This window comes from Shouchella hunanensis (assembly GCF_028735875.1).
Lineage (GTDB): Bacteria > Bacillota > Bacilli > Bacillales > Bacillaceae_D > Shouchella > Shouchella hunanensis.
The window spans coordinates 2,010,375-2,032,364 of sequence record NZ_CP117834.1; the positions used below are offsets into that span (position 1 = coordinate 2,010,375).

30 protein-coding genes and 1 pseudogene are annotated in these 21,990 nt (G+C 38.7%); 21 read left to right on the forward strand and 10 right to left on the reverse strand.

Annotation, left to right across the window (positions count from 1 at the left end; genetic code table 11):
• Positions 1-5: 5 nt before the first annotated feature.
• Positions 6-1,133, reverse strand: coding sequence for a S8 family peptidase (locus tag PQ477_RS10340; protein WP_035392836.1), 1,128 nt, complete (start codon positions 1,131-1,133; stop codon positions 6-8).
• 435 nt (positions 1,134-1,568) lie between these two features.
• Between PQ477_RS10340 and PQ477_RS10345 the strand changes: the two genes are divergently transcribed.
• Complete coding sequence (locus tag PQ477_RS10345) at positions 1,569-1,898, forward strand: tRNA-binding protein (protein WP_060704165.1); 330 nt, start codon at positions 1,569-1,571, stop codon at positions 1,896-1,898.
• A 396-nt stretch (positions 1,899-2,294) separates the two neighbouring features.
• On the forward strand, positions 2,295-2,813 hold the full coding sequence (locus PQ477_RS10350) for a GNAT family N-acetyltransferase (protein WP_144557792.1): 519 nt from the start codon (positions 2,295-2,297) through the stop codon (positions 2,811-2,813).
• A 69-nt stretch (positions 2,814-2,882) separates the two neighbouring features.
• Here the strand turns inward: PQ477_RS10350 and PQ477_RS10355 are convergent, their stop codons facing one another.
• Positions 2,883-3,056, reverse strand: coding sequence for a hypothetical protein (locus PQ477_RS10355; protein WP_158331923.1), 174 nt, complete (start codon positions 3,054-3,056; stop codon positions 2,883-2,885).
• Positions 3,057-3,069: 13 nt separating this feature from the next.
• Entirely contained in the window at positions 3,070-3,204 is a 135-nt protein-coding gene (locus PQ477_RS10360; RefSeq protein WP_274273525.1) for a hypothetical protein, read from the reverse strand.
• A 92-nt stretch (positions 3,205-3,296) separates the two neighbouring features.
• Between PQ477_RS10360 and PQ477_RS10365 the strand changes: the two genes are divergently transcribed.
• The 5 genes from PQ477_RS10365 to PQ477_RS10385 all read left to right on the forward strand — a co-directional run bounded on the left by PQ477_RS10365 (position 3,297) and on the right by PQ477_RS10385 (position 5,994).
• Positions 3,297-3,725, forward strand: coding sequence for a YhjD family protein (locus tag PQ477_RS10365; protein WP_035392834.1), 429 nt, complete (start codon positions 3,297-3,299; stop codon positions 3,723-3,725).
• Positions 3,718-3,858: a hypothetical protein gene (locus PQ477_RS10370; protein ID WP_158331922.1), complete on the forward strand. Its 141-nt coding sequence runs from the start codon at positions 3,718-3,720 to the stop codon at positions 3,856-3,858. Before PQ477_RS10365 ends, PQ477_RS10370 begins: the two co-directional genes overlap by 8 nt.
• Before the next feature lie 73 nt (positions 3,859-3,931).
• Positions 3,932-5,092, forward strand: a complete 1,161-nt coding sequence (locus tag PQ477_RS10375) for a dicarboxylate/amino acid:cation symporter (RefSeq protein ID WP_144557794.1) — start codon at positions 3,932-3,934, stop codon at positions 5,090-5,092.
• Between the two features lie 114 nt (positions 5,093-5,206).
• A complete protein-coding gene (locus tag PQ477_RS10380; RefSeq protein WP_274273526.1) occupies positions 5,207-5,593 on the forward strand; it encodes a YybH family protein in 387 nt (128 codons plus the stop codon).
• On the forward strand, positions 5,590-5,994 hold the full coding sequence (locus PQ477_RS10385; RefSeq protein WP_035392832.1) for a VOC family protein: 405 nt from the start codon (positions 5,590-5,592) through the stop codon (positions 5,992-5,994). The genes PQ477_RS10380 and PQ477_RS10385 overlap by 4 nt, the downstream gene beginning before the upstream one ends.
• A gap of 49 nt (positions 5,995-6,043) precedes the next feature.
• Here PQ477_RS10385 and PQ477_RS10390 read toward each other — a convergent pair whose 3' ends face one another.
• The 3 genes from PQ477_RS10390 to PQ477_RS10400 form a co-directional block, all read right to left on the reverse strand.
• Positions 6,044-7,585 (reverse strand): glycosyltransferase family 2 protein, encoded by a 1,542-nt coding sequence (locus PQ477_RS10390; RefSeq protein ID WP_274273527.1) that lies wholly within the window; start codon positions 7,583-7,585, stop codon positions 6,044-6,046.
• Between the two features lie 296 nt (positions 7,586-7,881).
• Complete coding sequence (locus tag PQ477_RS10395; protein WP_274273528.1) at positions 7,882-8,496, reverse strand: protein kinase family protein; 615 nt, start codon at positions 8,494-8,496, stop codon at positions 7,882-7,884.
• Between the two features lie 513 nt (positions 8,497-9,009).
• Positions 9,010-9,894, reverse strand: coding sequence for a LysR family transcriptional regulator (locus PQ477_RS10400; protein WP_144557798.1), 885 nt, complete (start codon positions 9,892-9,894; stop codon positions 9,010-9,012).
• Between the two features lie 254 nt (positions 9,895-10,148).
• Between PQ477_RS10400 and PQ477_RS10405 the strand changes: the two genes are divergently transcribed.
• The 4 genes from PQ477_RS10405 to PQ477_RS10420 all read left to right on the forward strand — a co-directional run bounded on the left by PQ477_RS10405 (position 10,149) and on the right by PQ477_RS10420 (position 14,875).
• Complete coding sequence (locus PQ477_RS10405) at positions 10,149-11,048, forward strand: DMT family transporter (RefSeq protein ID WP_274273529.1); 900 nt, start codon at positions 10,149-10,151, stop codon at positions 11,046-11,048.
• 180 nt (positions 11,049-11,228) lie between these two features.
• Entirely contained in the window at positions 11,229-12,659 is a 1,431-nt protein-coding gene (locus tag PQ477_RS10410) for a spore germination protein (RefSeq protein WP_144557800.1), read from the forward strand.
• A gap of 15 nt (positions 12,660-12,674) precedes the next feature.
• Complete coding sequence (locus PQ477_RS10415; protein WP_035392827.1) at positions 12,675-13,760, forward strand: GerAB/ArcD/ProY family transporter; 1,086 nt, start codon at positions 12,675-12,677, stop codon at positions 13,758-13,760.
• Complete coding sequence (locus PQ477_RS10420; RefSeq protein WP_035392826.1) at positions 13,757-14,875, forward strand: Ger(x)C family spore germination protein; 1,119 nt, start codon at positions 13,757-13,759, stop codon at positions 14,873-14,875. The genes PQ477_RS10415 and PQ477_RS10420 overlap by 4 nt, the downstream gene beginning before the upstream one ends.
• A gap of 1 nt (position 14,876) precedes the next feature.
• Here PQ477_RS10420 and PQ477_RS10425 read toward each other — a convergent pair whose 3' ends face one another.
• Positions 14,877-15,434 carry a class I SAM-dependent methyltransferase gene (locus PQ477_RS10425; protein ID WP_035392825.1) on the reverse strand — a complete coding sequence of 186 codons (558 nt, stop codon included), beginning with the start codon at positions 15,432-15,434 and terminating at the stop codon, positions 14,877-14,879.
• 146 nt (positions 15,435-15,580) lie between these two features.
• Here PQ477_RS10425 and PQ477_RS10430 point away from each other — a divergent pair, with 146 nt between their 5' ends.
• The gene (locus PQ477_RS10430; protein ID WP_035392824.1) at positions 15,581-15,856 is read left to right on the forward strand and encodes a thiamine-binding protein; all 276 of its coding nucleotides are present in this window, start codon (positions 15,581-15,583) and stop codon (positions 15,854-15,856) included.
• Positions 15,857-15,919: 63 nt separating this feature from the next.
• Positions 15,920-16,477 carry a cysteine hydrolase family protein gene (locus tag PQ477_RS10435; RefSeq protein WP_246117108.1) on the forward strand — a complete coding sequence of 186 codons (558 nt, stop codon included), beginning with the start codon at positions 15,920-15,922 and terminating at the stop codon, positions 16,475-16,477.
• Here PQ477_RS10435 and PQ477_RS10440 read toward each other — a convergent pair.
• Entirely contained in the window at positions 16,474-17,217 is a 744-nt protein-coding gene (locus PQ477_RS10440; protein ID WP_274273530.1) for an alpha/beta family hydrolase, read from the reverse strand. The genes PQ477_RS10435 and PQ477_RS10440 overlap by 4 nt on opposite strands.
• A 108-nt stretch (positions 17,218-17,325) precedes the next feature.
• Here PQ477_RS10440 and PQ477_RS10445 point away from each other — a divergent pair, with 108 nt between their 5' ends.
• Positions 17,326-17,691 carry a DUF3291 domain-containing protein gene (locus tag PQ477_RS10445; protein ID WP_035392823.1) on the forward strand — a complete coding sequence of 122 codons (366 nt, stop codon included), beginning with the start codon at positions 17,326-17,328 and terminating at the stop codon, positions 17,689-17,691.
• An 83-nt stretch (positions 17,692-17,774) separates the two neighbouring features.
• Here the strand turns inward: PQ477_RS10445 and PQ477_RS10450 are convergent, their stop codons facing one another.
• Complete coding sequence (locus PQ477_RS10450) at positions 17,775-18,191, reverse strand: organic hydroperoxide resistance protein (RefSeq protein WP_144557806.1); 417 nt, start codon at positions 18,189-18,191, stop codon at positions 17,775-17,777.
• A 115-nt stretch (positions 18,192-18,306) separates the two neighbouring features.
• On the opposite strand from PQ477_RS10450, the gene PQ477_RS10455 reads away from it, so the two are divergent.
• From PQ477_RS10455 to PQ477_RS10465, 3 genes are all read left to right on the forward strand, one after another.
• Positions 18,307-18,735 carry a MarR family winged helix-turn-helix transcriptional regulator gene (locus tag PQ477_RS10455; RefSeq protein WP_144557808.1) on the forward strand — a complete coding sequence of 143 codons (429 nt, stop codon included), beginning with the start codon at positions 18,307-18,309 and terminating at the stop codon, positions 18,733-18,735.
• A gap of 81 nt (positions 18,736-18,816) precedes the next feature.
• Positions 18,817-19,443: an NAD(P)-dependent oxidoreductase gene (locus tag PQ477_RS10460; protein WP_144557810.1), complete on the forward strand. Its 627-nt coding sequence runs from the start codon at positions 18,817-18,819 to the stop codon at positions 19,441-19,443.
• A 151-nt stretch (positions 19,444-19,594) separates the two neighbouring features.
• Complete coding sequence (locus PQ477_RS10465; RefSeq protein WP_035392821.1) at positions 19,595-19,810, forward strand: WYL domain-containing protein; 216 nt, start codon at positions 19,595-19,597, stop codon at positions 19,808-19,810.
• A 25-nt stretch (positions 19,811-19,835) separates the two neighbouring features.
• Here the strand turns inward: PQ477_RS10465 and PQ477_RS10470 are convergent, their stop codons facing one another.
• Entirely contained in the window at positions 19,836-20,117 is a 282-nt protein-coding gene (locus tag PQ477_RS10470) for a hypothetical protein (protein ID WP_035392820.1), read from the reverse strand.
• 253 nt (positions 20,118-20,370) lie between these two features.
• On the opposite strand from PQ477_RS10470, the gene PQ477_RS10475 reads away from it, so the two are divergent.
• From PQ477_RS10475 to PQ477_RS10490, 4 genes and pseudogenes are all read left to right on the forward strand, one after another.
• Positions 20,371-20,769 carry a GNAT family N-acetyltransferase gene (locus PQ477_RS10475; RefSeq protein WP_144557812.1) on the forward strand — a complete coding sequence of 133 codons (399 nt, stop codon included), beginning with the start codon at positions 20,371-20,373 and terminating at the stop codon, positions 20,767-20,769.
• Between the two features lie 16 nt (positions 20,770-20,785).
• Positions 20,786-20,992 (forward strand): hypothetical protein, encoded by a 207-nt coding sequence (locus PQ477_RS10480; RefSeq protein WP_274273531.1) that lies wholly within the window; start codon positions 20,786-20,788, stop codon positions 20,990-20,992.
• 274 nt (positions 20,993-21,266) lie between these two features.
• Positions 21,267-21,374 carry a DUF2292 domain-containing protein gene (locus PQ477_RS10485; RefSeq protein WP_246117186.1) on the forward strand — a complete coding sequence of 36 codons (108 nt, stop codon included), beginning with the start codon at positions 21,267-21,269 and terminating at the stop codon, positions 21,372-21,374.
• 164 nt (positions 21,375-21,538) lie between these two features.
• A pseudogene (locus tag PQ477_RS10490) lies at positions 21,539-21,955 on the forward strand (NAD(P)H-dependent oxidoreductase); the annotation flags it as partial.
• Positions 21,956-21,990 lie beyond the last annotated feature (35 nt).

Genomic DNA, 21,990 nt, shown 5'->3' on the forward strand with positions numbered 1-21,990 from the left:
AGCTTCTATTGAACGGCATTTTCGGCATTCAATAAGCCACTACCGAAGCGGAACGAATCGCCAAGATCATTGGCTGTATCGTTTAAATGGCTTCGTATTTGTTCGTTTGTCCAGCCTGGATTTTTTTGTTTAACGAGTGCTGCTGCACCTGCAACATGTGGAGCAGCCATAGATGTGCCGCTTAAGCTGTCATAACCTCCACCTGGGTACGTGCTTTCTACACCAACACCAGGAGCGACTAAGTCAAGACCCTCGCCATACTGTGAGAAGCTAGCCAGGCTATCGGATTGGTCGGTAGCGCCAACAGCCATTGCATTATCATAACGAGCTGGATAACCTAATGAGCTTGTTCCAGAATTGCCTGCTGCTGCTACTACAAGCACACCACTATCTGTGGCGTCATTAACCGCTTGTTCTAGCGTCTGACTAGGAGAGGGACTGCCTAAACTTAAATTAGCCACATCAATGTTGTTTTCAGCTGTCCACTCTAAACCTTGCGCAATCGAACTAATTGATCCTGATCCAGATGCACTTAAAACTTTTACTGCAAAGAGATCAACCTCTGGAGCAACGCCTAAAACGCCTTCATCATTATCTAACGCTGCAATCGTTCCTGCTACATGAGTACCGTGTCCATTTCCATCATCTGCTCCACTTTCGCCTGGTACAAAACTAACCCCCCCTTGTACATTTAAGTCAGAATGTGGATCAATCCCTGTATCAAGGACCGCGACACTTACACCGCTACCTGTAAATCCTGATGCGTGTGCTGCTGGCGTGCCAATTCTTTCAATTCCCCATGGAATGCTTTGCGCCATCGTTGTCACTTCTTGATCTTCTTCAATATAGGAAATACTCTCTTCATTTTTGAGTTCAGTCATTTCTTCTTCCGTCATATCTACGGCAAGAACAGGAATATCTTTAAACTCGTACGTTACATCAATAGCATCATCTGCTTGTGTACGAATCTCTTCTTCCAAATTTGTTGTAAATTGCTCAACTTCTTGAGGTTCATCAAAGCCAATTAAATAAGATTTTTTTTCCTCTGCAGCTTCTGAAATGGATGGTGTTCCTATTAAAGCAATGGTTGCGATCGCTGTTCCTGCGATTAAAACGTTTGATCTTTTCTTCATTCGGTAACGCCTCCTGTTCAAAATGGGTTGTCCATTACGATAGCATGCAATTGAACTCCTTTTTATTGGGAAACATGAATAAAAAATAAGTTGTATATTGAATAAAATGAGGTGATAATTAAGAAGAATGAACTAAAAAAGCTGTCATATAAGCCTTTTTATATTGGGAAAATGAAAAGAAAATCTTCTCATAATGAGTAAAGATAGGAAGATAAACATACCTCCTTCTTAATCTTTTTAATAACTTTTCTAAATGATGTAATTTATGGAAATGATGTGAGTGAATATCACCATATTTGTTACAAAGATGAAAGGTTTTTTGGCGTACATACGAAATTTTTGTCATCATTGTCATCGTTGTTTAACGGTTGATACACCATTGTCATCTCTGTTGTTGTGATAAAATGACATTTAGTTAGTTGAAGGAGGATCATAATGGCGACAATTGATACATTTAAAGAGCTAGATATTCGTGTGGGTACCATTGTTCAAGCTGAGTTTTTTGCAGAAGCAAGAAAGCCCGCTATTAAATTGAAAGTAGACTTAGGGGATTTAGGAATAAAAGCATCCTCTGCACAACTAACGAAGCGATACAAGGCAGCGGATCTAATTGGGAAGCAAGTATTAGCAGTCGTTAATTTTCCAGCAATGAACATTGCAGGTTTTACATCAGAAATCCTTGTTCTAGGAGCGGTTCCGAATGATGAGGATGTGATCCTCGTTCAACCTGAAGTCACTGTTGCGAACGGAACAAGAGTAGGATAGTGGTTTGTAAATGAAAACTACACACATTCACTTAGGGTTTTGTGGATAACATTGTCCACAAAAAATAATCCTATCCACATTTAACCGCATACATCCACATTTTTATGTGGAAAACCTCAATTTTATCCACAAAATAGAGACTGTTGGTGTGAATAATAATTTAAGTGATATTAAGTGTTTTTTTATTTTGCTTAAATATCATTACAAAAGATGCTTAATCACTTATAATAGAAGAAGAGGGACGCTGTTCCTTTGTCTCAAGCCTGAGAAGAGTGGCTTTCATCAGCACTCTTCGGGTGATTGGGCGTGGTTAATTTGCGACAGTCTGCTTTTTTTAATACTATAAGAGAGAATCGTTCGCTCACGCGTGCGAAATACTTGTGTTGGTCGAGGTACATGGAAATCATGTTAAGATTACTTGAAAATGAGCAATTTGATGAACTGTATCAGCTGTTTCTAGAAAGCTTCCCTGTGGATGAGTTTAGACCGTATGAAGCTCAGCTAGCGCTATTAAATCAGGAAAACTATCGCGTATATATCTTTGAGCAGAAGCAAACCATTGCTGCTTTTTTTGCGATTTGGGAAACAGACGAATTTGTTTTTTTGGAGCATTTTGCAGTGAGAGAGAGTTATCGGAATGGTGGCTTAGGCGGAACGTTGCTACAGGAATTGCTTGGAATGGTTCAGAAGCGAGTCTTCATTGAAGTAGAGCCCCCAGACGATGAATTGAAGCAGAGGCGGGTGGCTTTTTATGAGCGGAATGGGTTTCACTTCAGTTCCTATGGATACATTCAACCAGCTTTAGCGGAGGGACGTCAGCCAATACCGTTAAATGTTATGACTTATCCAGGGAAGATGGGTGAGGATCAATTTTATTTATTTAAAAATTGGATTTTTACAGAGGTATACGAATAGCAAATAGAAGGTGCTTGAAACGATGACCACGATTCTTCTAGAGATGAGTGGTTTTTTTTTATGTATATATTAGTGTGATCCACTTATACGCAACGTCTTGTCATCGCAAGAAATCACTCGCTTTGTCTCTATTAGTTTTGACTGGATGTACAGCTGTTGTTTCGATAATGTTCGTATATCTTTACGTTTTGAATCGACTTCGTATTTTGATATCTCAGTAAAGTGAATGTTCTTTTTATCCATAAGAATCTCTCCTTTAACTATAGATAGGGTTGTCATACTTCTGTCTAATCTTCTTATAAAGTGCTGTCATTGTATCAATCTTATAGGTAATATACAAGAATCCTTCTGACTTTACATGATTTCCAATAAAGATCCGTTGTTTATGCAACGTTCTTTCACCACTCTACGAAAATGGAAACATTATCCTCTAGTATGTAGAATATACGTTCGTATATACTACAAGCAAATGGAGGAATCGTTATGAAAAAACAATCATGTGAAAAAGACCTATTCGATCTAGAGATTGCCAAGGAAACAGAAGATCCAATTGTGCTCACTGTAAGAACTCTTTTATTCACAAAAATGGTGAAAAAAATCCTTCATAAAGAATTATGCCGTCTAGAAGAAAATGAGAACCTCTTTCAACGATCTCCATACTACAGTTGGCTACGACGCATAATGAACCTAATAAGTAAAGATTTGTATGCAATAAAGCGGTATTTAAAAAAAGAAGGCGTTCAAGTCAGTGAGCGACCTGTTGAGGTGACAAGAAGCTACATTAATTGGCTCTTTTGGTATAAAGGAAGAATGTCCTATACTGGTGGAACACCATCTCGATTAAAACAGCGTTTAGAGGAACGTATTTTTCACTATATTCAGCTAGAAAGAGAGAGCAGTAAAGGTGAATAAGGAGTCACGCTGTCCTTTTGATGAAGCTTTAAGTATCCCACTTGAAGCCCTTGATGAAGACCAACTATGGCAAGAGATTTTAATCGTTCAGCGAAAAAAAGACGAACAACCGATTAACAAAAAAAGACAATAGCTTTACACTTGTGTCCATGCTATAATGACAAACATCCTTTGTATAAATACAGAATGATTGAGGGAGAGAGAGAATGAAGTTAATTTTACGTTTGTTAATGGGGATTGCTGGAGGAATTATCATTGGACTTGTTGCAAATGAACGGGTTGCTCGATTCATGGTGACGATCAGTGATATTATTGGCAGCTTTATTTTCTTTATGGTCCCGCTTATTATTATCTTTTTTATTGCTGCTGGAATTGCGAATCTTGGAAAAGGAGGAGGAAAGTTACTTGGTTCAACAATTGGCATTGCCTATTTGTCAACCATTTTAGCTGGAGCCTTTGCTGTATCTGTAGCTATGTATGTATTTCCGCTCATTGGGCTTTCAGGGTCAGAAGCGGCAGCACCGGAAGGATTGCGTGGGTTTATTGAATTTGAAATTGAGCCGATAGCTGGAGTGTTAACGGCTTTAGTTCTTGCATTTGTTTTAGGCGTTGGTATCGCAGCTACTGAAGCTACTTCGTTTAAACGCGTCATTGATGAAGGTCAAAGCATGATTGAAATGATTATTCGAAAAGCCATTATTCCGTTACTTCCATTTTATATTGCGGGTGTTTTAGCCGAGATGGCTTACGAAGGAGCAGTATTTGAAACGCTTGGAGTATTTGGAGTAGTGCTCGCTCTTGCTGTGAGTATGCATCTGATTTGGCTGGTTATTCAATACACAGTTGCTGGAATTGTGAATAAAGAAAATCCATTTCGATTAATGAAAAACATGGTTCCTGCTTATGTGACAGCGCTTGGAACAATGAGTAGTGCAGCGACCATTCCTGTGACCGTTAACGCAGTGAAGAAAAATCGAATCAAAGACTCAATTGCTGACTTTGTAGTGCCGTTATGCGCCAATATTCATCTGTCAGGAAGTACAATCACCATTCTTACAGCTGCCACAGCTGTGATGTATATGATGCCAGGTCTTGAGTTTCCTGGATTTGTTGGAATGATTCCGGTTATTCTGATGCTAGGTATTATTATGATTGCCGCCCCAGGTGTACCAGGTGGAGCGGTAATGGCAGCCGTTGGTATCCTTTCTTCAATGTTAGGGTTTAACGAAGCAGCTATTGCCTTAATGATTGCGCTGTATCTTGCGCAGGATAGTTTTGGTACAGCAACAAATGTGACAGGTGACGGAGCCATTGCGCTCATTATGAACGGAAAAGACCAGAACGATTCTGATAGGGATGTAGCATAGGATTTTGATTTATTCTTTTATTAGACCAAGATGGGAAAAATCCCACTTGGTTTTTTCATCTATACAGAATGTATGTTCTGTGATAATGTTTAAGTAAAAAAGGATGATCATGACATGCATTATGAGCAAGCATTAGAACGTTACATAGAGGCAACAAACACACATCGTTTTAGTGAGGTAGAGAAAGTGTTACATTCAGAAGCTGTTTTTTGGTTTACGAATCAAAATTGTGTCACTCGAAAAGACATCAAAACCTTCTTTGAAACAGCTTGGACACATATTAAAGAAGAAGTGTATGAGGCAACAGAGGTGAAGTGGATGATCACAACAGAACAAGCTGCGATGTGCACATATACGTACACTTATAAAGGGTATCAAGACGGAGTATTTGTATCAGGAAAAGGACGAGCAACAAATGCATTTGTTTTGGAAAATGGGGAGTGGAAGCTGATCCATGAGCACTTGAGTGCAATGCCGCAAATAGAAGGGAGTAAACAGTGAAGACAGGGTTACTCCATCACGTAGAATTATATGTTACAGATTTGCCTAAAAGTTTGGCTTTTTGGGGCTGGTTTTTAGAAGAATTAGGGTATGAAGCTTTTCAAGAGTGGGAACAAGGAAAGAGCTGGAAGCTAGAAGAAACATACATCGTTTTTGTTCAGGTTGAAGAGAAGTACCGTAATAAGCCTTATCATCGAAAACAGGTGGGGTTAAATCATCTTGCATTTCATGCAGCATCAAAAGCGCATGTCGATGAGATGACCAACCGTTTAAGAGCCATGCAAGTGCCTATACTCTATGAAAACAGCTACCCATTTTCAGGGGGGCGTGACCATTATGCTGTGTACTTTGAAGATCCAGATCGGATAAAAGTAGAACTAGTGGCACCGAAAACAGTGTAATCCCTTATATGAAAAAAGGAGCTTTCTCTGTTAAGAAAGCTTCTTCTTTTTACGCTTTTTTTATTTTAAGGCTCAGGTTTCCGTTGATCGTTGTGTAGAAATGAGCATTTTTACTGCTATCTATCGGAAGCCTTGTTTTTACTTCTAGTTTAGTTGGTACCATTGCGCTTTCGTAATCCGAATGAGCTAGTTTAAAAATGTACCCATCCACAGGCATACTCGCTAGCTCTGAAGCATTCAAACGTATATCCAGTTTACCACTCTCTTGCTGCTCAAGAATAGGGTGGATGGTTTTTGCATTTAAAACACTGGAACGACCAATAATTCGAATGCCCTCAATAGTTGGGATGTCATTGCCTGTTAGTTGGAATGTTAGTAAGACATCATCGTTTTCTTTGTCGATAGCAATTAATTCAGATCGTAAGGCTATAGGAATTTGTAGTTGTTGACCGTTTTTAAGGTGAAGCACTTTAAATGGTTTACCGTTTATTAACTCAATAGCACCGTTATCTTCTTTTTTTGACCAATGTGCTAACTGCTCTAATGAATCATATTCCTTTGTAAGAGCTAACTGAAAGTAGAGTCGATTAATTGGTTTAATTAACGTGTCTTCTAATGAATAGCTCCGTTTTGCCTTCGTAAAAAGCTGAATAACTTCATGAAACTTTTTATAGTAAGATTGTTTATCTTTAGACTTTAAGAAATGGTTTCGATCAAACATTCTAGTAATAGAATCAAACTCAACTAAACGATTGATAATTGGTTTTTCTTGCTCTGATGGAAGATTTTTTTCAAGAACATGTTTAATGACTTGGATATTAGAATTCATTTTCTCCATAAAATTAGTTTGTTTCGTCAGTGATTCGTTATTGTCAATTCGGTTTAGATAGTAAATAGGCTTTGTCGTTGTCGTAACGGTTCCAGCTGCCAAAATAACATCTATAAAAAACTGCTTATCTTCAGCAAACTTCATTTCCGGGTATCGAATATCATTATCAATAATAAGGTTAGATCGCATCATTCTCGCTCGAGGTCCAAGATGATAAAAGAAATGTTTAATATCAAATGGAGAAACTTCTCGTCTTTCTTTACTTGACTCATAACGACCAATAACTGTTTCACCTTTTGCGTCGACTTGGATGGTTTTGCCAACAGCGTACGTGCCACCTGTTTCTTCCAAGAGGTAATAAAGTGTTTGCAATCCCTCTCGATGCAACCAATCGTCAGCATCTAAATAGAAAAGATAGGTTGAATTCGACAGATGTGCACCTAAATTTCTTGGGAAGGCAGGTGTACCAGTGTTTTCATGCAAAAGGACACTAACGATATTTTTGTACAGACGGGAATAGTTTTCTATTAATTGTCGGCTTCCATCAGAAGATTGATCATCAACGAGAATTAAAGTGATGTTGTGGAAACCAATGCTTTGTGTAATAACCGAATCAACGGTTTTCTCTAAAAAATCTATGGCGTTATAAACAGGGACAATAACAGTCACATCTGTTTTTGTGGACAAAGATTTTTCGTTTAATACAGTATAATCAACTTTATTGTAGTATTTTTTGTTTTTGAATTTCGTTAAAAACCCCATAGTAATGTCTCCACCATCTCTTTTATAAAGTAATGTGTACTGTACACATTTTCTTTCTATTATTAAAAAACACGAATTCTGGCTACGCTTGTTAGAAATGACAATATACGTCAAATGATGATAAACAGATATTCCACCATTATAGCTGTTTAATGAATTGAAAGGCAATTCATTTCCATGAGTTTACATGACTTATCAAAAAACAGCCGATGAATCGACAATTTTACATAGAAATTTTAGAGTGATTTTATAAATTAAAATAGCTGAGCATACGGAATCGTTGCCCAGCTTTATCTTTACTGCACCCTTCGATAAATAGATGCTACTAGATTCATCATCCATGTAGGCACTTTACTGGGAAAGTACGCCTTATGATAGTGTTTGTAATAGCCTGCCTTTAAATCATTCCACTGGTAACAAGTTTTTGTTTGGGAGAAGCGAGCAATATCAATAATATGAACACGGTCGTCTTTTGTCACAAGTAAATTGTGGAGATGGATATCAGACGGGTTTAGCCCTTTCTTTTTAGCATAGGAAAGAGCGTGGTCGACTTGTTGGACATAATCAGGCAGAATGGGAATGCCTTCTTCTAGACATTGAAAAAAAGTGTGTCCATCAATATGATCGATGACAAGATAATTTGAACCGCTCTCATAGAGCGTTGGATAATAAGAGCTATCTTTTACCTTCCTATAATTATGTTGTTCTTGTTCTGCAATGTTTTCATATGGCGGGTAAAATACTTTTAGTACAAGAGGTTCTCCTTTTAGTTTGAATGCTGTAGCGCTTCTTCCTACGCCGCAAATCGTTAAATCTGGATGATGAGCCTTTACATGATAGGTCGACTTATCTTCTTGGAAGACAACCGTTTTGGCATACGAATGGTATAAGGTAATGGGATTCGGCATCATCCTTACTTTAATCCTTTTCTTTTTTTGATTTCTTTTTTTACAAGTGGAACAATGTGCTTTTGCGCTTGTTTTATCCCTTGACGTACCGCTTGTGATTTTAGAAGCTTCATCAGTTTCCCCATATGATCTTCTCCTTTAATGGTGGCGGCAAAGGGTAACAAAAAAGACCTTTGCCCACCAGAATGGACAAAGGTCTCGCAAGCAACCTTAACGTTGCCAGTAGTGCCGAGGATTTCTCCTGTAATGACGACAGCTACTATTATGCTACTCCCCTTTGGGATTTCGTTTTCGATGTTTTCATCAAGTATAGCTCTCTAGTCTAAGGTTTTCAATGATATCCACAACTTCTCATTATTTCGCGTCAGTAAATAGGAACATAGCCGTAATCACCCATAGATTCTTTAAGAAATATTTACATAACAGGCTTTGACTGCTACTAGCGAAGCATTAGCTGTATAGATATAAAGCCTTTCTCGAGTCACTCAGTAAAAGGCGCAGACACATGTTAGACTCTTATCCGTTTCGCCCATGGTACTCAAGCATAAATTGTTTGAACGCTAGCGCTGCTTTCGATAAATAGCCCTGTTTTTTATGAATTAAATAAATGGGACGTTCAATGGTAAGACCGTCAACGTCTACTTTTTCAATACCGTTAATGGAAGACACAACGGAATCTGCAATGAATGCAACCCCCTCGTTTTCTTTTACAAGACCAACAATACTATTGATTTCCAAGCCTTCGTAAACGGTATGAAGCGTTCGATTTTGTGAAGAAAAAGTAGAATCAAGTAATTTTTTTAGTTCAGTTCCAGGAGTGTAGGAAATGAATGGTTCGGCTTCCAGCTCATCAATGGAAATGGGCTGTCGCTTAACGAAGGGATGATCTGCAGCAGCAATAAGCACGATGCGATCTGTAAACAAAGTAGTGTATTCAAGCTCTGGAAATGTCTTATATTGTGTTCCGAAACCAAAATCAACTGTATTGGTTAAGAGATCTTTAATGATGGTGGATGCTTTTCCCTCTTGTAGTGAGAGGGAATAACTAGGGCTAATCTGTTTAAAGATTTTAACCATAGCAGGTATATAAGAGAGACCGAGACTATGGACGTAAGCGATGGAAATACTACCCATTGTCGGATCAATGAGCTCTTTTAACTGTAACTTAGAATGATCCCAATGTTGAACCATTTGCTTGGCGTTTAAAAGAAACGCTCGACCATAGCGATTTAAGATGATTTTACGGTTTTTTCGGTCAAACAATGGCACCCCTAATTCTTTTTCGAGGTTGTGGATGGAGCGGCTTAAAGCCGATTGAGATAGTAGTAATAAATCGGCTGCCTTCGTGATGTTCTCCTCTTCGGCAACGACAATGAAATTTTGTAATTGCGACATTTCCATTTATTTCAGTCTCCTATCTACTGGTGTTTCTCATTCACTAATTAGGTTCAGGGAATGACAGAAGCGTTAACCTCAATCGCTTTCATTTTATCACTGATTCTAATAAGAATATACGTTATCAACAGTTGAAAAGGTATGAGACACCTATCCGAACGTAAAGAAAGGAAGCCGCTTTAAAATGGTATCTTGAAAAAAGCAACGGGCTTTACGAGGCGTGCTAGAATAAACCTATATAGGAAGAGAGGAGAAGTTGAATGAGTTCACGTTACATATATGGTGCAACAATCATAGGTGCTGCGTGTTGGGGCTTGATCGGTCTTTTCATTGCGCCTTTATACGAAGTGGGATTTACACCTTGGGATGTTGTAACAATACGAGTTGTGTGTACATTTGTTCTTTTAATCGGAATCATGTTTGTCTTCTACCGAGAGCAGCTTAAGGCACAGTGGAAAGATCACTTTTTCTTTGCATCTGCAGGTATCATTAGTATTGTGTTTTTTAATTATTTCTATTTTGAAGTGTTTTCTGAATCGAGTTTATCGGTTGCCGTTACGTTGCTTTACACAGGGCCGGTATTTGTTACGCTTCTATCGCGTCTCTTTTTTAAAGAACGATTGACGTTTCGCAAAATAATGGCTCTTGGGATGGCTGTACTAGGTTGTGCATTTGTTGTTGGCTTTTTTCCAGTTGGTCAACAAGAGGTATCCCTATATATAGTGGGATTTGGCTTATTATCCGGCTTTTTTTATGCATTGTATAGTATACTCACAAAGCCTGTTACAAAAAAATATTCAGTGATGACGATCACGACATACGTGTTTTTTTACGCAAGCGTATTTATGGTGTTGAGTAGCAACACGACTCAAAAATGGCATTTGTTTTTAAGCGCTGAAGTGCTCATTAGTGCCTTTCTACTTGCCTCGATTTCAACAGTAGCAGGTTATATTTTCTATACCATCGGCTTAAAGCATTTAGAAGCAAGTAGAGCATCCATTCTAGCTACGGTAGAACCTCTTGTAGCCGTGGTGACAGGCATGATCCTTCTAGGAGAAGTGTTAACGCTTTGGCAAATTGTCGGCATACTCTTTGTGCTATATGCGGCCGTTTTAGTCGTAGAACGAAAGAGTAAGACCGTATATGTGAACAATGAATAGGAAAAGTAGCCTAATGGGTGTGCGTGATACGAAGACAAAATAAATTTAATAAAAGAACGAAACAGGTTCACATTACCATGAGGTAATGTGTTTTTTTATAGGATCGTTCAAAAAAAGCGTCTTCTGTATAAGTACAGTCTTTTTTGTAGAAATTAACTGTACTAAGGAAAGGAACTGTTTATGAAAACGTTAACTGAAATAGAATCTTTTTTTCGGCAACAGCTTCATCATTCAAGCGATGTCGTCCTGCGACCATTGACGATACAAGGCCAGCAAGCTTTCCTTGTATATTTAGATACACTAGTAGATGAAATGTGGCTAGAGCAGGCGTTATATCAGTCATTTTTTCGGAAAGAAGAGTCTTCTCTTCCGACTGTAGAAAGTCAAGCAATCGTATCAACAGAAAGGCTGCATTCAGCTGAAGAGTGCTTGCCTCTTTGCTGGACTGGTCATGCCATTCTTGTGTTCGGCTCTTCATCCATACAATACCTTGCACTAAAGACACCGAGCACACAAAACAGGTCCATTGAAGAGCCAATTAATGACCGAGCTTTACGAGGAGCCCATGATGGATTTATTGAAGACTTAACGACCAATTTAAGTTTAATTCGTAAGACTGCTCGAATTGAAAATTTGGTGATTCAAACGCAAGTGGTTGGTCAATCGTTAAAAAAAGAAGTCGCAATGGTTTACATCGAAGGGAGAGCGGATTCGACTATTGTAAAAGACATTAAGAAGAAGCTAAGAGATATAAAACAAGATATTATTAGCTCACCTGGAACGCTGAATGAACTCTTACAAGGATCAAAGAAAACGTTTTTCCCGCAGATACTTTATACGGAGCGTCCAGATTCAACGGTTGGAAATTTAGCAGAGGGAAGAATCGCCTTATTAATAGAAGGAAACCCAACAGCATTAATTTTGCCAGTATCATTTTTTAGCTTTATGCAATCTGTTGATGATTACAATGTTCATTTCGTGCTGGGTAGTTTCTTTAGACTAATACGAACTATTGCGTTGCTTATCTCTATTCTATTGCCATCTCTTTATATTTCGCTTGTGGCGTTTCATTTTGAGATCATCCCACAGCCGTTAATCATATCGGTGAAAAGTTCTTTACAGAACATTCCTTATCCTCCTCTCGTTGAAGCGTTAATTATGGAATTTACAATTGAATTAATTCGTGAAGCAGGGCTAAGGCTTCCTGCACCAATTGGTCAGACAATTGGGATTGTCGGAGGATTAGTCATTGGCGAAGCCGTCGTAAATGCAGGATTAGTATCCAATATTATGATTATCGTTGTAGCCGTTACGGCAATCTCTTCCTTTGTTATTCCTAGTCCTGAAATGGGTTCAGTCGTGAGATTATCTCGCTTTCCGCTCATGCTTTCGGCAGCGACATTTGGATTAATTGGTGTTGTCTTAACGTTTTTTGTTATTTTGATGCACTTAATTAAACTTGATTCTTTTGGCATTCCCTATCTAACGCCGATTGCGCCATTTAATCGCAAAGGGCTTAAGGATGCAATGGTGCGCTTTCCGACCTGGCTTATCCAACGTCACACGGAAATGTCTTCAAGTCATCCATTAAAAGGGAATCAAAAAAAATAAGAAAGGATTCTCATTATGGAGCAATCCCCGACACTAGGAAAGACACAACTCTATTGGTTTTTTGTTCACGCTCAAATCGGTGTTGGTCTTTTTTCATTACCAAATCATATCTATCAATTTGCAAAAACGGACGGGTGGATCTCGTTACTACTTGCAAGCATCGTTGTTCAAGTGGTCCTCTATTGTTTGTATTTGCTACACAAACGTTATCCTCATGACTCGATATTCAAAATCTGTGAAAGGGTTTGTGGAAAATGGATAGGGAAATTTTTTATTCTTTTATTAATGATCTATTTTACCTTATTAGCGGGGCTTGTCTTAAAAGGGTTTACGCAGCTTATTGCCATATGGATTTTAAGTAAAACACCAGAGCCAATTTTTATGATTTTGTTTTTGTCAGCATGTGTACCTATGTTATTTTCTCCGCTTAAAGCAATTGGTCGTATGCTAGTGGTGACGGCTCCTATTGTCTTAACGATTCCTATTATTGTAGGGTATGCCTTTATTTATGGAGATTATTTAAATCTATTGCCACTTGGAGTAGCTGATTTCTCAGCTATTACAAAAGGGATATTTGCATCCATGTTTTCCATAAACGGCTTTATTGTGGTGGCGGTTGTCTTACCCCATGTGGAAGGAACACCAAAGCAAAAATTTAAAGTATTGTCCGCTGCGCATTGGACTGTAGCACTTATTTACACGATTGTGTTACTGACCTCTTTTCTCACTTTTAGTCATGGAGAAATGAAGCTTCTTCCTGAGCCTTATTTATATATGATTAAATCCTTCTCGTTAACGATTATAGAAAGACTTGATTTAATTTTTCTATCCTTTTGGTCCATTAGCATTATTACAACGTATGTCATCTTTATCTACTGTGGTGCTATAGGGACGATGAAGCTTTTACAAACAACTCGATATCGTCTTATCGTCATTATTCTTCTGTTAGTGACTTTTTCCATTGAGTTTTTGCCTACTTCTATTAACGAATTTAGCCAAATGGTCACGTATATTAATAAGCCAAGTGCGTACTTAACGTTCTTACTTCCTGTCTTATTGGTTCTTTTATCAAGTGTTAAGAAAAAGGAGACGCGATTATGAAGAAAATAATACTAATGATCATACCGTTGCTTCTAATGACAGGCTGTTGGGATGAGCGACTTGTGAAAGATATTAACCTCATTTATTCGCAGGCACTTGATAAGACGGATGAAGGTTTAATTGAAACGACCATTGTGACGATTGGTGGAGCGCCCAATGAAAGTGGAGCGCAAGTGAGTACGCAAAAACCAGCGATAATCTCTGCAATGGGTAACACGCCTCGTGATAGCCGGATGAATCTGGATCGGAAGGTATCTGGTGAATTATATGCTTCAAAAAACCGTGTAACGCTCTTAAGCCAACAACTTGCAGAAGAAAACATTTATTCTATGCTGGATGTCCATTTTCGGTCGCCACTTTCCACAACCAATGCTCGTTTGGCGGTTGTTAAAGGTGATGCGAAAAAAGCGTTGCACGTTAAAGTAGCCGAGACCCCACTCATTAGTAATTATCTAGGAGATTTGCTTTTAGGGCTAGAGGAAGTAGAATCAATCCCAAAAGCGTCGATGGAGGATGTATTAAGCGCCTTGTTTGACAATGGTACTGATTTTGTATTGCCGCTATTACATGTGATTGATCATGAGAATGTTGTGGTGGATGGAGTAGCGTTATTCGCTAAGGATCACATGAGCGGGGAAATAAACGCCGATCAAACGTTGCGATTATTGCTAATGGATGTGGACAGGAGAAAACCGAGTCGCTTTAATTTACGGGTAACCGAAAACGAAGAAGATCGTGTAAATAATTATGTTACCGTTGATGTTGAAGAAAAAAATAGAACGTTAAAAATAAAAAAAATGGCTCCTAAACAATTTTCCGCTCACATTGATCTTGATTTAATCTTAAATGTGGTGGAGTACCCAAAAGACACACTATATATTGAGGAGAACGTCATAAAATTAAACGAAGAAATAAAAAAACAGTTGCAATTCGAATGTGAAGAAGTGCTGCGAATCATTCAAGAAGCAAACTGTGATTATTATGGGCTTGGCAAGCATATTCGTGCTTATCATTATAAGGATTGGGAAGCGATAAATTGGGAGGAAGACTATGCCAACACTCCATTTACCGTTTCTGTTCAGACAAAGGTTGTTTATCACGGTATTATTAATTAAGTCAGGGTTTACTCGCGTCGATTAGTAAAGAAGCAAATTGGAGCGTACCATTTTGATTTCGATGGTCAAATCGTTTTGAGCGATAAATCATACCATCTTCTTTGTTCCAGTCATTCTGATGAAACCGACCATTCTCATCATGGTATTCTAACAGTGAAATGCGAAAGCCGGCAGTCTCAAAAAGCGAGCAAAGTGTACGATAGGTATGAACGACTTTATGGCTACTAGCAGGATGATCTGAGGGGCCTGGTCCACCAATTTGTACAGCAGTCTGGTACGCCTCGTTAGGGAAATAGCGATCAGGTACGGCACAACGAACATACCCTCCTGGTTTTAAAAACTCATAACAAAGAGCGGCAGCTTGAGTCCCTTCTTCAATCGTAAGGTGTTCCCAAACATGTTCTGCTAAAATAACAGAAAGGCTTGATGGCTCAAAGTACGTCAGCCAATCTTCTCGCTTTATAAGATTTAGCTCATCTTCTTGTAGATGAAGCCATCCAGGGTTATTATGATACTCACCAGCACCAACAACAATCTTTGTTTTTTGGTTTCTTGTCATATATGATCTCTTCCTTCCAACGTGTTTGTCCTGTTTCTTCTATTAAAGGATGAATGAATCCTGCTTAAATCGTGACAAGAATGTTTTGATACTCTCCGGAACGGTTATGGGAATAGTATAGACGAGAAAAGGGAGATGATGAAAACATGTCAACAGTACTTGCAGGTATTCAGCTTCTGCCGAACCTTAAAGAAGACCATACAGGAGGAATGATTGATCATTCTCTACAGTTGGTTGAAAAATCTGGTCTTAGATATGAGGTAGGACCACTGGAAACGGTTGTTGAAGGCGATTTAGAATCGGTTATGGGTCTTATTAAAACAATCCAAGAGGACGCTATTCAATCAGGGGCCGATGAACTACTGTCTCACGTAAAGATCCATTACCGTAAACACGGCGTTTCGTTTGAAGATAAAAAATAAAAGGTCAGTTATGCGCGCATGCCAATAGGGATGCGCGCATTTTTTAAAAGGAAGTGTGTAGAGTTGGATAAGCATACGGTTTTGTTAATTGTAGATTTAATTAATCCATTTGATTTTAAAGACGCTGAGAAGCTCTATGATGCGTCTTATACATGTGCACAACAAATTGCCAAATTAAAAGATACCATGCAAGAAAAGGGTTATCCAGTTATCTATGTAAACGACAATTATGGTCACTGGAAATCTGAATTTACCCAGCTGTATCATTACATTGTCGAAAATGAACTTCCTGGCTCGCCGATTGCAACATTATTAAAGCCAAGTGAGCATGAATATTCTGTTCTGAAGCCTCAATTTTCCGGTTTCTTTGCTACACCTTTAGATATGCTTTTAAAAAGAATGGAAGCAAAAACGCTTATTATAACAGGTGTTGTCGGAAACATGTGTATTGAATTTACTGCGAATGATGCGTACATGCTCGGTTATCATTTAATTATTCCTAGGGACGGTTTTGCGTCTTTTACAGAACAGGAATATCAACAATCGTTAACTCATTTTGAGGAGATTCTTAAAGCAGATACACGATCTATTGAGGAACTAATACAAAAAAGGGATCGCTAAGGGCGATTCCTTTTTTCGTTTGTCTGCTCTGTTATCCAAGAAATAACGATCTCGATGATCGCTTCTTGCTGCTCGGCTACAGAAAGATGTGCATCCCCATCGCCAGTTTGTTCACCGTATAGACCAAAATATGCATGGTTGCCGCCTTCAATTTCAATAAAGTCGGTCGTATCTGGAAGGTTTTTGCTATTATCTTCAATTTTCTCTGGTGTGCTTAAGCCGTCTTCGGATGCACTAAGAGAAAGGACTGGGAGAGAAGAGGAGTGTAAAGATTCATTGCTCGCTGCATACGAACCGAATAAAAGTAAGCCCTCAATCGTCTCCAAGTGGTTATCTGCATACATCGCTGCAGCTGCACCACCCATAGAATGCCCACCTATATACCAATGAAGATCAGGCTCCCTTTGGATTAACTCTTCTGCTTTAGCACTATCAAAAATTGAGAGGTTTAACGTAACAGACGGAATAGCTACCGTTATACCTTGCTGAGACAATTCTTGCGCGAGGTAAGCATACGCTTCTGGTTCTACTTTCGCCCCAGGATACAAAACGAACCCGGTGTCCGCATTAGAAGCAGAATAAATAATCCAATCATCGTTTATAGGAAGAGGTTCATTTAATTCAACACCTTCAGCATTGATCAGCTCATAGGTGAACTGAGTCCAGACGAAGAAACCTGCCCCTAGAAGAAGGATAATTCCTATAAAACCAAGAAATATCCATTTTAGTCCTTTTTTCATGTAATGGTTTCCTTTCAGTAAGTCATCTTTCCTATTATGATCATAGAGGATGTTTTCATGCAATTCAACGCAGGAAGTCAGTAAAGCTTAGTTAAAAAGAGGTGGATTATGATTGTATCGATTACAAGACTACATTTGAGAGGGATTCGGACACTGCCAACGTTTGCTTGGATGACTGTTCGCTCACATTTTCAAATACGTAAAACAAAGGGGCTCGAACACGTTTCGTACCGAAAAGAAGGCATGTTAACGTATTGGACTATGTCGATTTGGCATTCCCCTGAAGACATGAAGGCCTTTAGAAATCATGGAGCACACCTAAGAGCAATGAAACATTCTAGGCAGCTGGCAGATGAGTTACAATACATTCAATTTTCGACAACGTCAAAAACATTGAGCTGGGATGAGTGCAAAGAAAAGCTTCATCAAAAGTATCGAGCTAATGAGTTAGTAACAGAAAAGAACGGCTTATGAGGCGTTTCATTTATTATTCAAATGACATCTAAAAACAAACAAATGTAAAACCCGGAGGAGCGCTCTATTCCTCCAGGTTTATTTTATTTAGTGATCACTCTTTTTCTTACCTCAATATTTCCTTGGACAGCACGAGAATAAGGGCATACTTGGTGTGCCTTTTCAACAAGTTCTTCTGCTTCTTGCTGAGACACACCATTCATTTCGACAATTAATTGTGCACTTAACCCGAATCCCTCCGGTTGTTTATCAATACTAATTTCTGCTGTAACTTCAGAAGTGATTCTTTTCTTTTTTTGCCCTGCGACCAAGTGCAATGCGCTATCAAAGCAAGCGGCATAGCCAGCAGAAAAGAGTTGTTCAGGGTTCGTGGTGCCTGCTTTTTCATTTCCGCCTAATCCTTTAGGTAATGAAAGCGATAAGTTTAACGTACCGTCCGATGATTCTACCTTTCCCTGACGTCCGCCTGAAGCTTTAGAAGATGCAGTATATAAAGCCATCGTACCCACTCCTTTTAATTTTGTGCAATTTAATTGTACACAACTTAATTGTGTTGTGTCAATTTGTTTGATGACAGTTCAGAAATTGCTATAATATCCTTAGGAGTGAGCCACTATGATAAATGAGATATTGAGATTAGATAACCAAATTTGTTTTCCATTGTATGCTGTAAACAAGGAGATGACTAAACGGTACCGACCATTGCTGGAAGAACTTAATGTCACCTATCCGCAGTACTTGGTCTTGCTAGTGTTATGGGAAAGTGGTGAAATGTCCGTTAAAGAACTAGGTGAACGTCTCTTTTTGGATTCAGGAACCTTGACCCCGATGTTGAAAAGAATGGAAGAGAATGAATTCATCGCTCGCAACCGTTCAAAAGGTGACGAGCGTGTTGTAAATGTCACTTTGACTGAACAAGGTGAGCAGGCTAGAGAGAAAGCAACTAAGATTCCGTTAAGATTTCTAGAGCAAACGAATTTAAATGAAGAAGAACTGATGCAGCTAAAACGAATTTTGGCTAAAATGCTTAAAAATAGTGAATAAGCATCTGCGCTTTAATGCAATAACCGTGCTTCAGAGTAGGCTTAAAGTAAAAAAGTAAATGTGAAAATAATGAGGGTTTGTATGAATCTATTCATTTTAGGAGCAACAGGGCGAGTAGGAAGGTTTATTCTACTAAACGCGCTTAAGGATAAAAACAACGTTACAGCTCTTGTGCGAGACCCTGAAAAACTAGATAGCTTTCTTAATGATGCACATTTGACTATAGTTCGTGGAAACGTATTAAACCGAGAAGATATACGTGGCGCCATAAAAAATGCTGATGTCGTCATAAGCGCTCTCAATACCGATGGAACTACTACGTTATCCGAAAGCATGCCTCAAATAATTGAAGAAATGCAACGAGAAGGAATCAAAAGGATTATAACAATCGGTACTGCAGGTATATTAAACAGCAGAGAATATGTTGATCTATTAAGATACGCTTCCCCAGAATCAAGGAGGAGGTCAACTCGCGCCGCTAAAGAACATCATAAAGTGTATGATTTACTGAAACAGACCAATTTAAACTGGACCATTGTCTGTCCTACTGCCCTTTCAGAAGCAGAAGCAGAAGGGGAATACCGTACAACAGTTGATTTCCTACCTGAAAATGGGAGAAAAATATCCATTAAAGACACTGCGGATTTTGCGTATATGCAGATTTTAAATCATACCCACATAAAGGCTCGTGTCGGAATTGCTTATTAAAAAGAAAAGAGAACGACTTTCTTGAACAACCGAACATCATACAAATAAATCCCTATAAATTTCCAGTGATACGCGAGCGTATTTTCTGTTTTTTCTCTTGAATAAGAATGTACGTTCGTATATAATGAGTGAAAATAAGGGAGGGCTTGCTATGACCAAAGGGGTTTTAAATCGGGCGTTAGAACGTAAAGAATGTGTCACGTTAATTTATTTGAATAAAGAGGGAGTCATTTCCCAAAGAGTGATTACGGTGCTTCAGTTGAAAGAGCGCTGGTTTGTCGCCTATTGTCACAGCAAGCGCCAACGAAGAGTGTTTAAGTATGAGAATGTCCTCTCGTTGAATCAAATTAAAAGAACGGTTTCATAGTAGTGGATAATTCTTATAACAACAGTTACTCATTGTATCTCTTTCTAAACTGTACCCACGAATTTTTGATACCGGAATAAGCACCAACTGCGGCATTTCCATAAAATAATCCCATGAAGATTCCAGTCAATAAGTTGTGTGGATGACTAATAAAGATGGAAATACATAATCCAAGCAATGTTGCAACAGTTGGTACAAAAGCAGACTTTATCGGAAACATCATTTTTATAGCTTGTGTCAGTAGAAGCACGCTGGGAACGGCAATAACACCATCCCATATGTTTGTGTGAATGGTTGGATAGTCCATGTTATCCATCCTTATTAATTTTTTACTAGCTTGTGCAGTAAATGGAGAATTATTCAAGAGAGTTCACAGTTGTTTTGTGAAACAGTAGAGAGCTAATTAAACGTTTGATTAATAAAGTTGTGTTCGCTTAAAAGCATACTTCCTATGAACTGGCCTTCGTCTATTGTTTGCTCTCGCTGGAGGGGCTGTTTTCGTCTAAACTGACAACAATGAGAATGAAGTTTTTTTATTCTAACGACAAGGGAGAGCGCATATGAACGATAACGTGATGATAAATCTTTCCATTGAAGATAAAGAAGTACCCCTATTAAGAGAAAGCGTAGGCTGGGCAAGAAGAGATCAAGATTACCCGCTTCTTTTTGAGCGCTGTACCTTTTGGGCAGGGATGAGAGGAAAGCACGGAGAACTCATTGCATTTGGTTATCTATGTGGAATGGGTTTAGAGCATGGATACATAGAAGACGTGATCGTCCACCCAGCGTATCAAGGTCTTGGTATCGGTGCTAAATTGGTGAAACGTCTGCTAGTCGAAGCAGAGACAGTTGGTATAGAAGTTGTCACTGTGACGTTTGATACAAAACATGCATCTTTTTATCAACGATGTGGGTTTACGTGTGGAGGGGGAGGGGTTTGGCGAAAAAGAAATAGGTAAAGCAAGGAGGAACGATATGAATAAAAAAAGACTCATTTTCGTTCTATGGCTCGTTTTGTTTCCACTGGTCACAACGGTATGCTTGACGCTGTATCGTTTCTTTAGAGGCTTTGAAATAGGGATAGAGCAAATGATCCCTCATTTTCTGGCGTTTGTGGTGACCGGAGCAGTGGCTCGTTTCATATGGTATCAAAGTGAGACCATACATCAAAAAGGAAAATAAAACTGTTTACGTATGGAGGCTGAGTCGATGCCTCTTTTTTTAGGTTGCTGTGATCGTTCCTTAACAAACTTTTATAGAGACGCTCAATGTCAGCAACTCTCTTTTTTCTAGAATAGTAAGCAAGTTAGAAGTAGGTAATTAAATTTGATATTTCATATAATTCATACTTGACAAATAAGATTAATCAGATTAGAGTCTATGTAACGACGAACACATTCATTTTAAGAGAGGGTGACCGGCGATTAAAGTGGAGCAACAAGTAGTAGATGAGATTGTGACACAGTTAGAAAAGCTTGAATATGGTTCATTACTCATTACAGTACATAATGGCAAAGTCACACAAGTAGATTGTACAGAGAAACGTAGATTGAATAAAAATTAGGCTGATCGGTCAACCGAAAGCTCACCAGAATGATGTGGTGGGCTTATTTTATTTCAAAAGGAGTGATGATAGGATGCATGTTCTTTTTTTATCAGGAAGTCCTAACCGATTATCAAAAACGAATGCTGTACTTAAAACGGTAACAATCGTTTGAAGTACCTTATAGTACGTCTACAATTGACATACTTGACGTACCTGCCGATGATTTAATGCAGGCAAGGTTTCAGTCTCCAGCAATTGAGAAAGTGAAAGAAGAGATAGAGAACGCAGACATTGTTGTAATTGGCAGCCCCGTTTATAAAGCGTCAGTTCCTGGCGTGCTAAAAGCATTGCTCGATCTTTTGCCTGAAGGAGCCTTAATAGGGAAGGTTGTATTACCCGTAGCAACTGGCGGAAGTATCGCTCACTATTTGTCTTTACAATATTCATTGCTTCCAGTTCTTCATATACTTGGAGCTACCTCTATTATCAAACCGATTTTCGTCTTAAGTGAGCATGTTCAGCTAGAAAATGGGGTTGCGCGCATTCAAGATACACAGTCATTAAAAAGGATAGATGAGGCTATTTCCAAGGTGAAATAATCCCTTAAACAAGCATCCTATACAAACGTATAAAC

Bases quoted from the DNA above. Each gene is read 5' to 3' on its own strand.
- PQ477_RS10340 (WP_035392836.1), bottom strand. From the start codon at position 1,133: ATGAAGAAAAGATCAAACGTTTTAATCGCAGGAACAGCGATCGCAACC.
- PQ477_RS10345 (WP_060704165.1), top strand. From the start codon at position 1,569: ATGGCGACAATTGATACATTTAAAGAGCTAGATATTCGTGTGGGTACC.
- PQ477_RS10350 (WP_144557792.1), top strand. From the start codon at position 2,295: ATGGAAATCATGTTAAGATTACTTGAAAATGAGCAATTTGATGAACTG.
- PQ477_RS10355 (WP_158331923.1), bottom strand. From the start codon at position 3,056: ATGGATAAAAAGAACATTCACTTTACTGAGATATCAAAATACGAAGTC.
- PQ477_RS10365 (WP_035392834.1), top strand. From the start codon at position 3,297: ATGAAAAAACAATCATGTGAAAAAGACCTATTCGATCTAGAGATTGCC.
- PQ477_RS10375 (WP_144557794.1), top strand. From the start codon at position 3,932: ATGAAGTTAATTTTACGTTTGTTAATGGGGATTGCTGGAGGAATTATC.
- PQ477_RS10380 (WP_274273526.1), top strand. From the start codon at position 5,207: ATGCATTATGAGCAAGCATTAGAACGTTACATAGAGGCAACAAACACA.
- PQ477_RS10390 (WP_274273527.1), bottom strand. From the start codon at position 7,585: ATGGGGTTTTTAACGAAATTCAAAAACAAAAAATACTACAATAAAGTT.
- PQ477_RS10395 (WP_274273528.1), bottom strand. From the start codon at position 8,496: ATGATGCCGAATCCCATTACCTTATACCATTCGTATGCCAAAACGGTT.
- PQ477_RS10400 (WP_144557798.1), bottom strand. From the start codon at position 9,894: ATGGAAATGTCGCAATTACAAAATTTCATTGTCGTTGCCGAAGAGGAG.
- PQ477_RS10405 (WP_274273529.1), top strand. From the start codon at position 10,149: ATGAGTTCACGTTACATATATGGTGCAACAATCATAGGTGCTGCGTGT.
- PQ477_RS10410 (WP_144557800.1), top strand. From the start codon at position 11,229: ATGAAAACGTTAACTGAAATAGAATCTTTTTTTCGGCAACAGCTTCAT.
- PQ477_RS10415 (WP_035392827.1), top strand. From the start codon at position 12,675: ATGGAGCAATCCCCGACACTAGGAAAGACACAACTCTATTGGTTTTTT.
- PQ477_RS10420 (WP_035392826.1), top strand. From the start codon at position 13,757: ATGAAGAAAATAATACTAATGATCATACCGTTGCTTCTAATGACAGGC.
- PQ477_RS10425 (WP_035392825.1), bottom strand. From the start codon at position 15,434: ATGACAAGAAACCAAAAAACAAAGATTGTTGTTGGTGCTGGTGAGTAT.
- PQ477_RS10430 (WP_035392824.1), top strand. From the start codon at position 15,581: ATGTCAACAGTACTTGCAGGTATTCAGCTTCTGCCGAACCTTAAAGAA.
- PQ477_RS10440 (WP_274273530.1), bottom strand. From the start codon at position 17,217: ATGAAAAAAGGACTAAAATGGATATTTCTTGGTTTTATAGGAATTATC.
- PQ477_RS10445 (WP_035392823.1), top strand. From the start codon at position 17,326: ATGATTGTATCGATTACAAGACTACATTTGAGAGGGATTCGGACACTG.
- PQ477_RS10450 (WP_144557806.1), bottom strand. From the start codon at position 18,191: ATGGCTTTATATACTGCATCTTCTAAAGCTTCAGGCGGACGTCAGGGA.
- PQ477_RS10455 (WP_144557808.1), top strand. From the start codon at position 18,307: ATGATAAATGAGATATTGAGATTAGATAACCAAATTTGTTTTCCATTG.
- PQ477_RS10460 (WP_144557810.1), top strand. From the start codon at position 18,817: ATGAATCTATTCATTTTAGGAGCAACAGGGCGAGTAGGAAGGTTTATT.
- PQ477_RS10465 (WP_035392821.1), top strand. From the start codon at position 19,595: ATGACCAAAGGGGTTTTAAATCGGGCGTTAGAACGTAAAGAATGTGTC.
- PQ477_RS10470 (WP_035392820.1), bottom strand. From the start codon at position 20,117: ATGGACTATCCAACCATTCACACAAACATATGGGATGGTGTTATTGCC.
- PQ477_RS10475 (WP_144557812.1), top strand. From the start codon at position 20,371: ATGAACGATAACGTGATGATAAATCTTTCCATTGAAGATAAAGAAGTA.
- PQ477_RS10480 (WP_274273531.1), top strand. From the start codon at position 20,786: ATGAATAAAAAAAGACTCATTTTCGTTCTATGGCTCGTTTTGTTTCCA.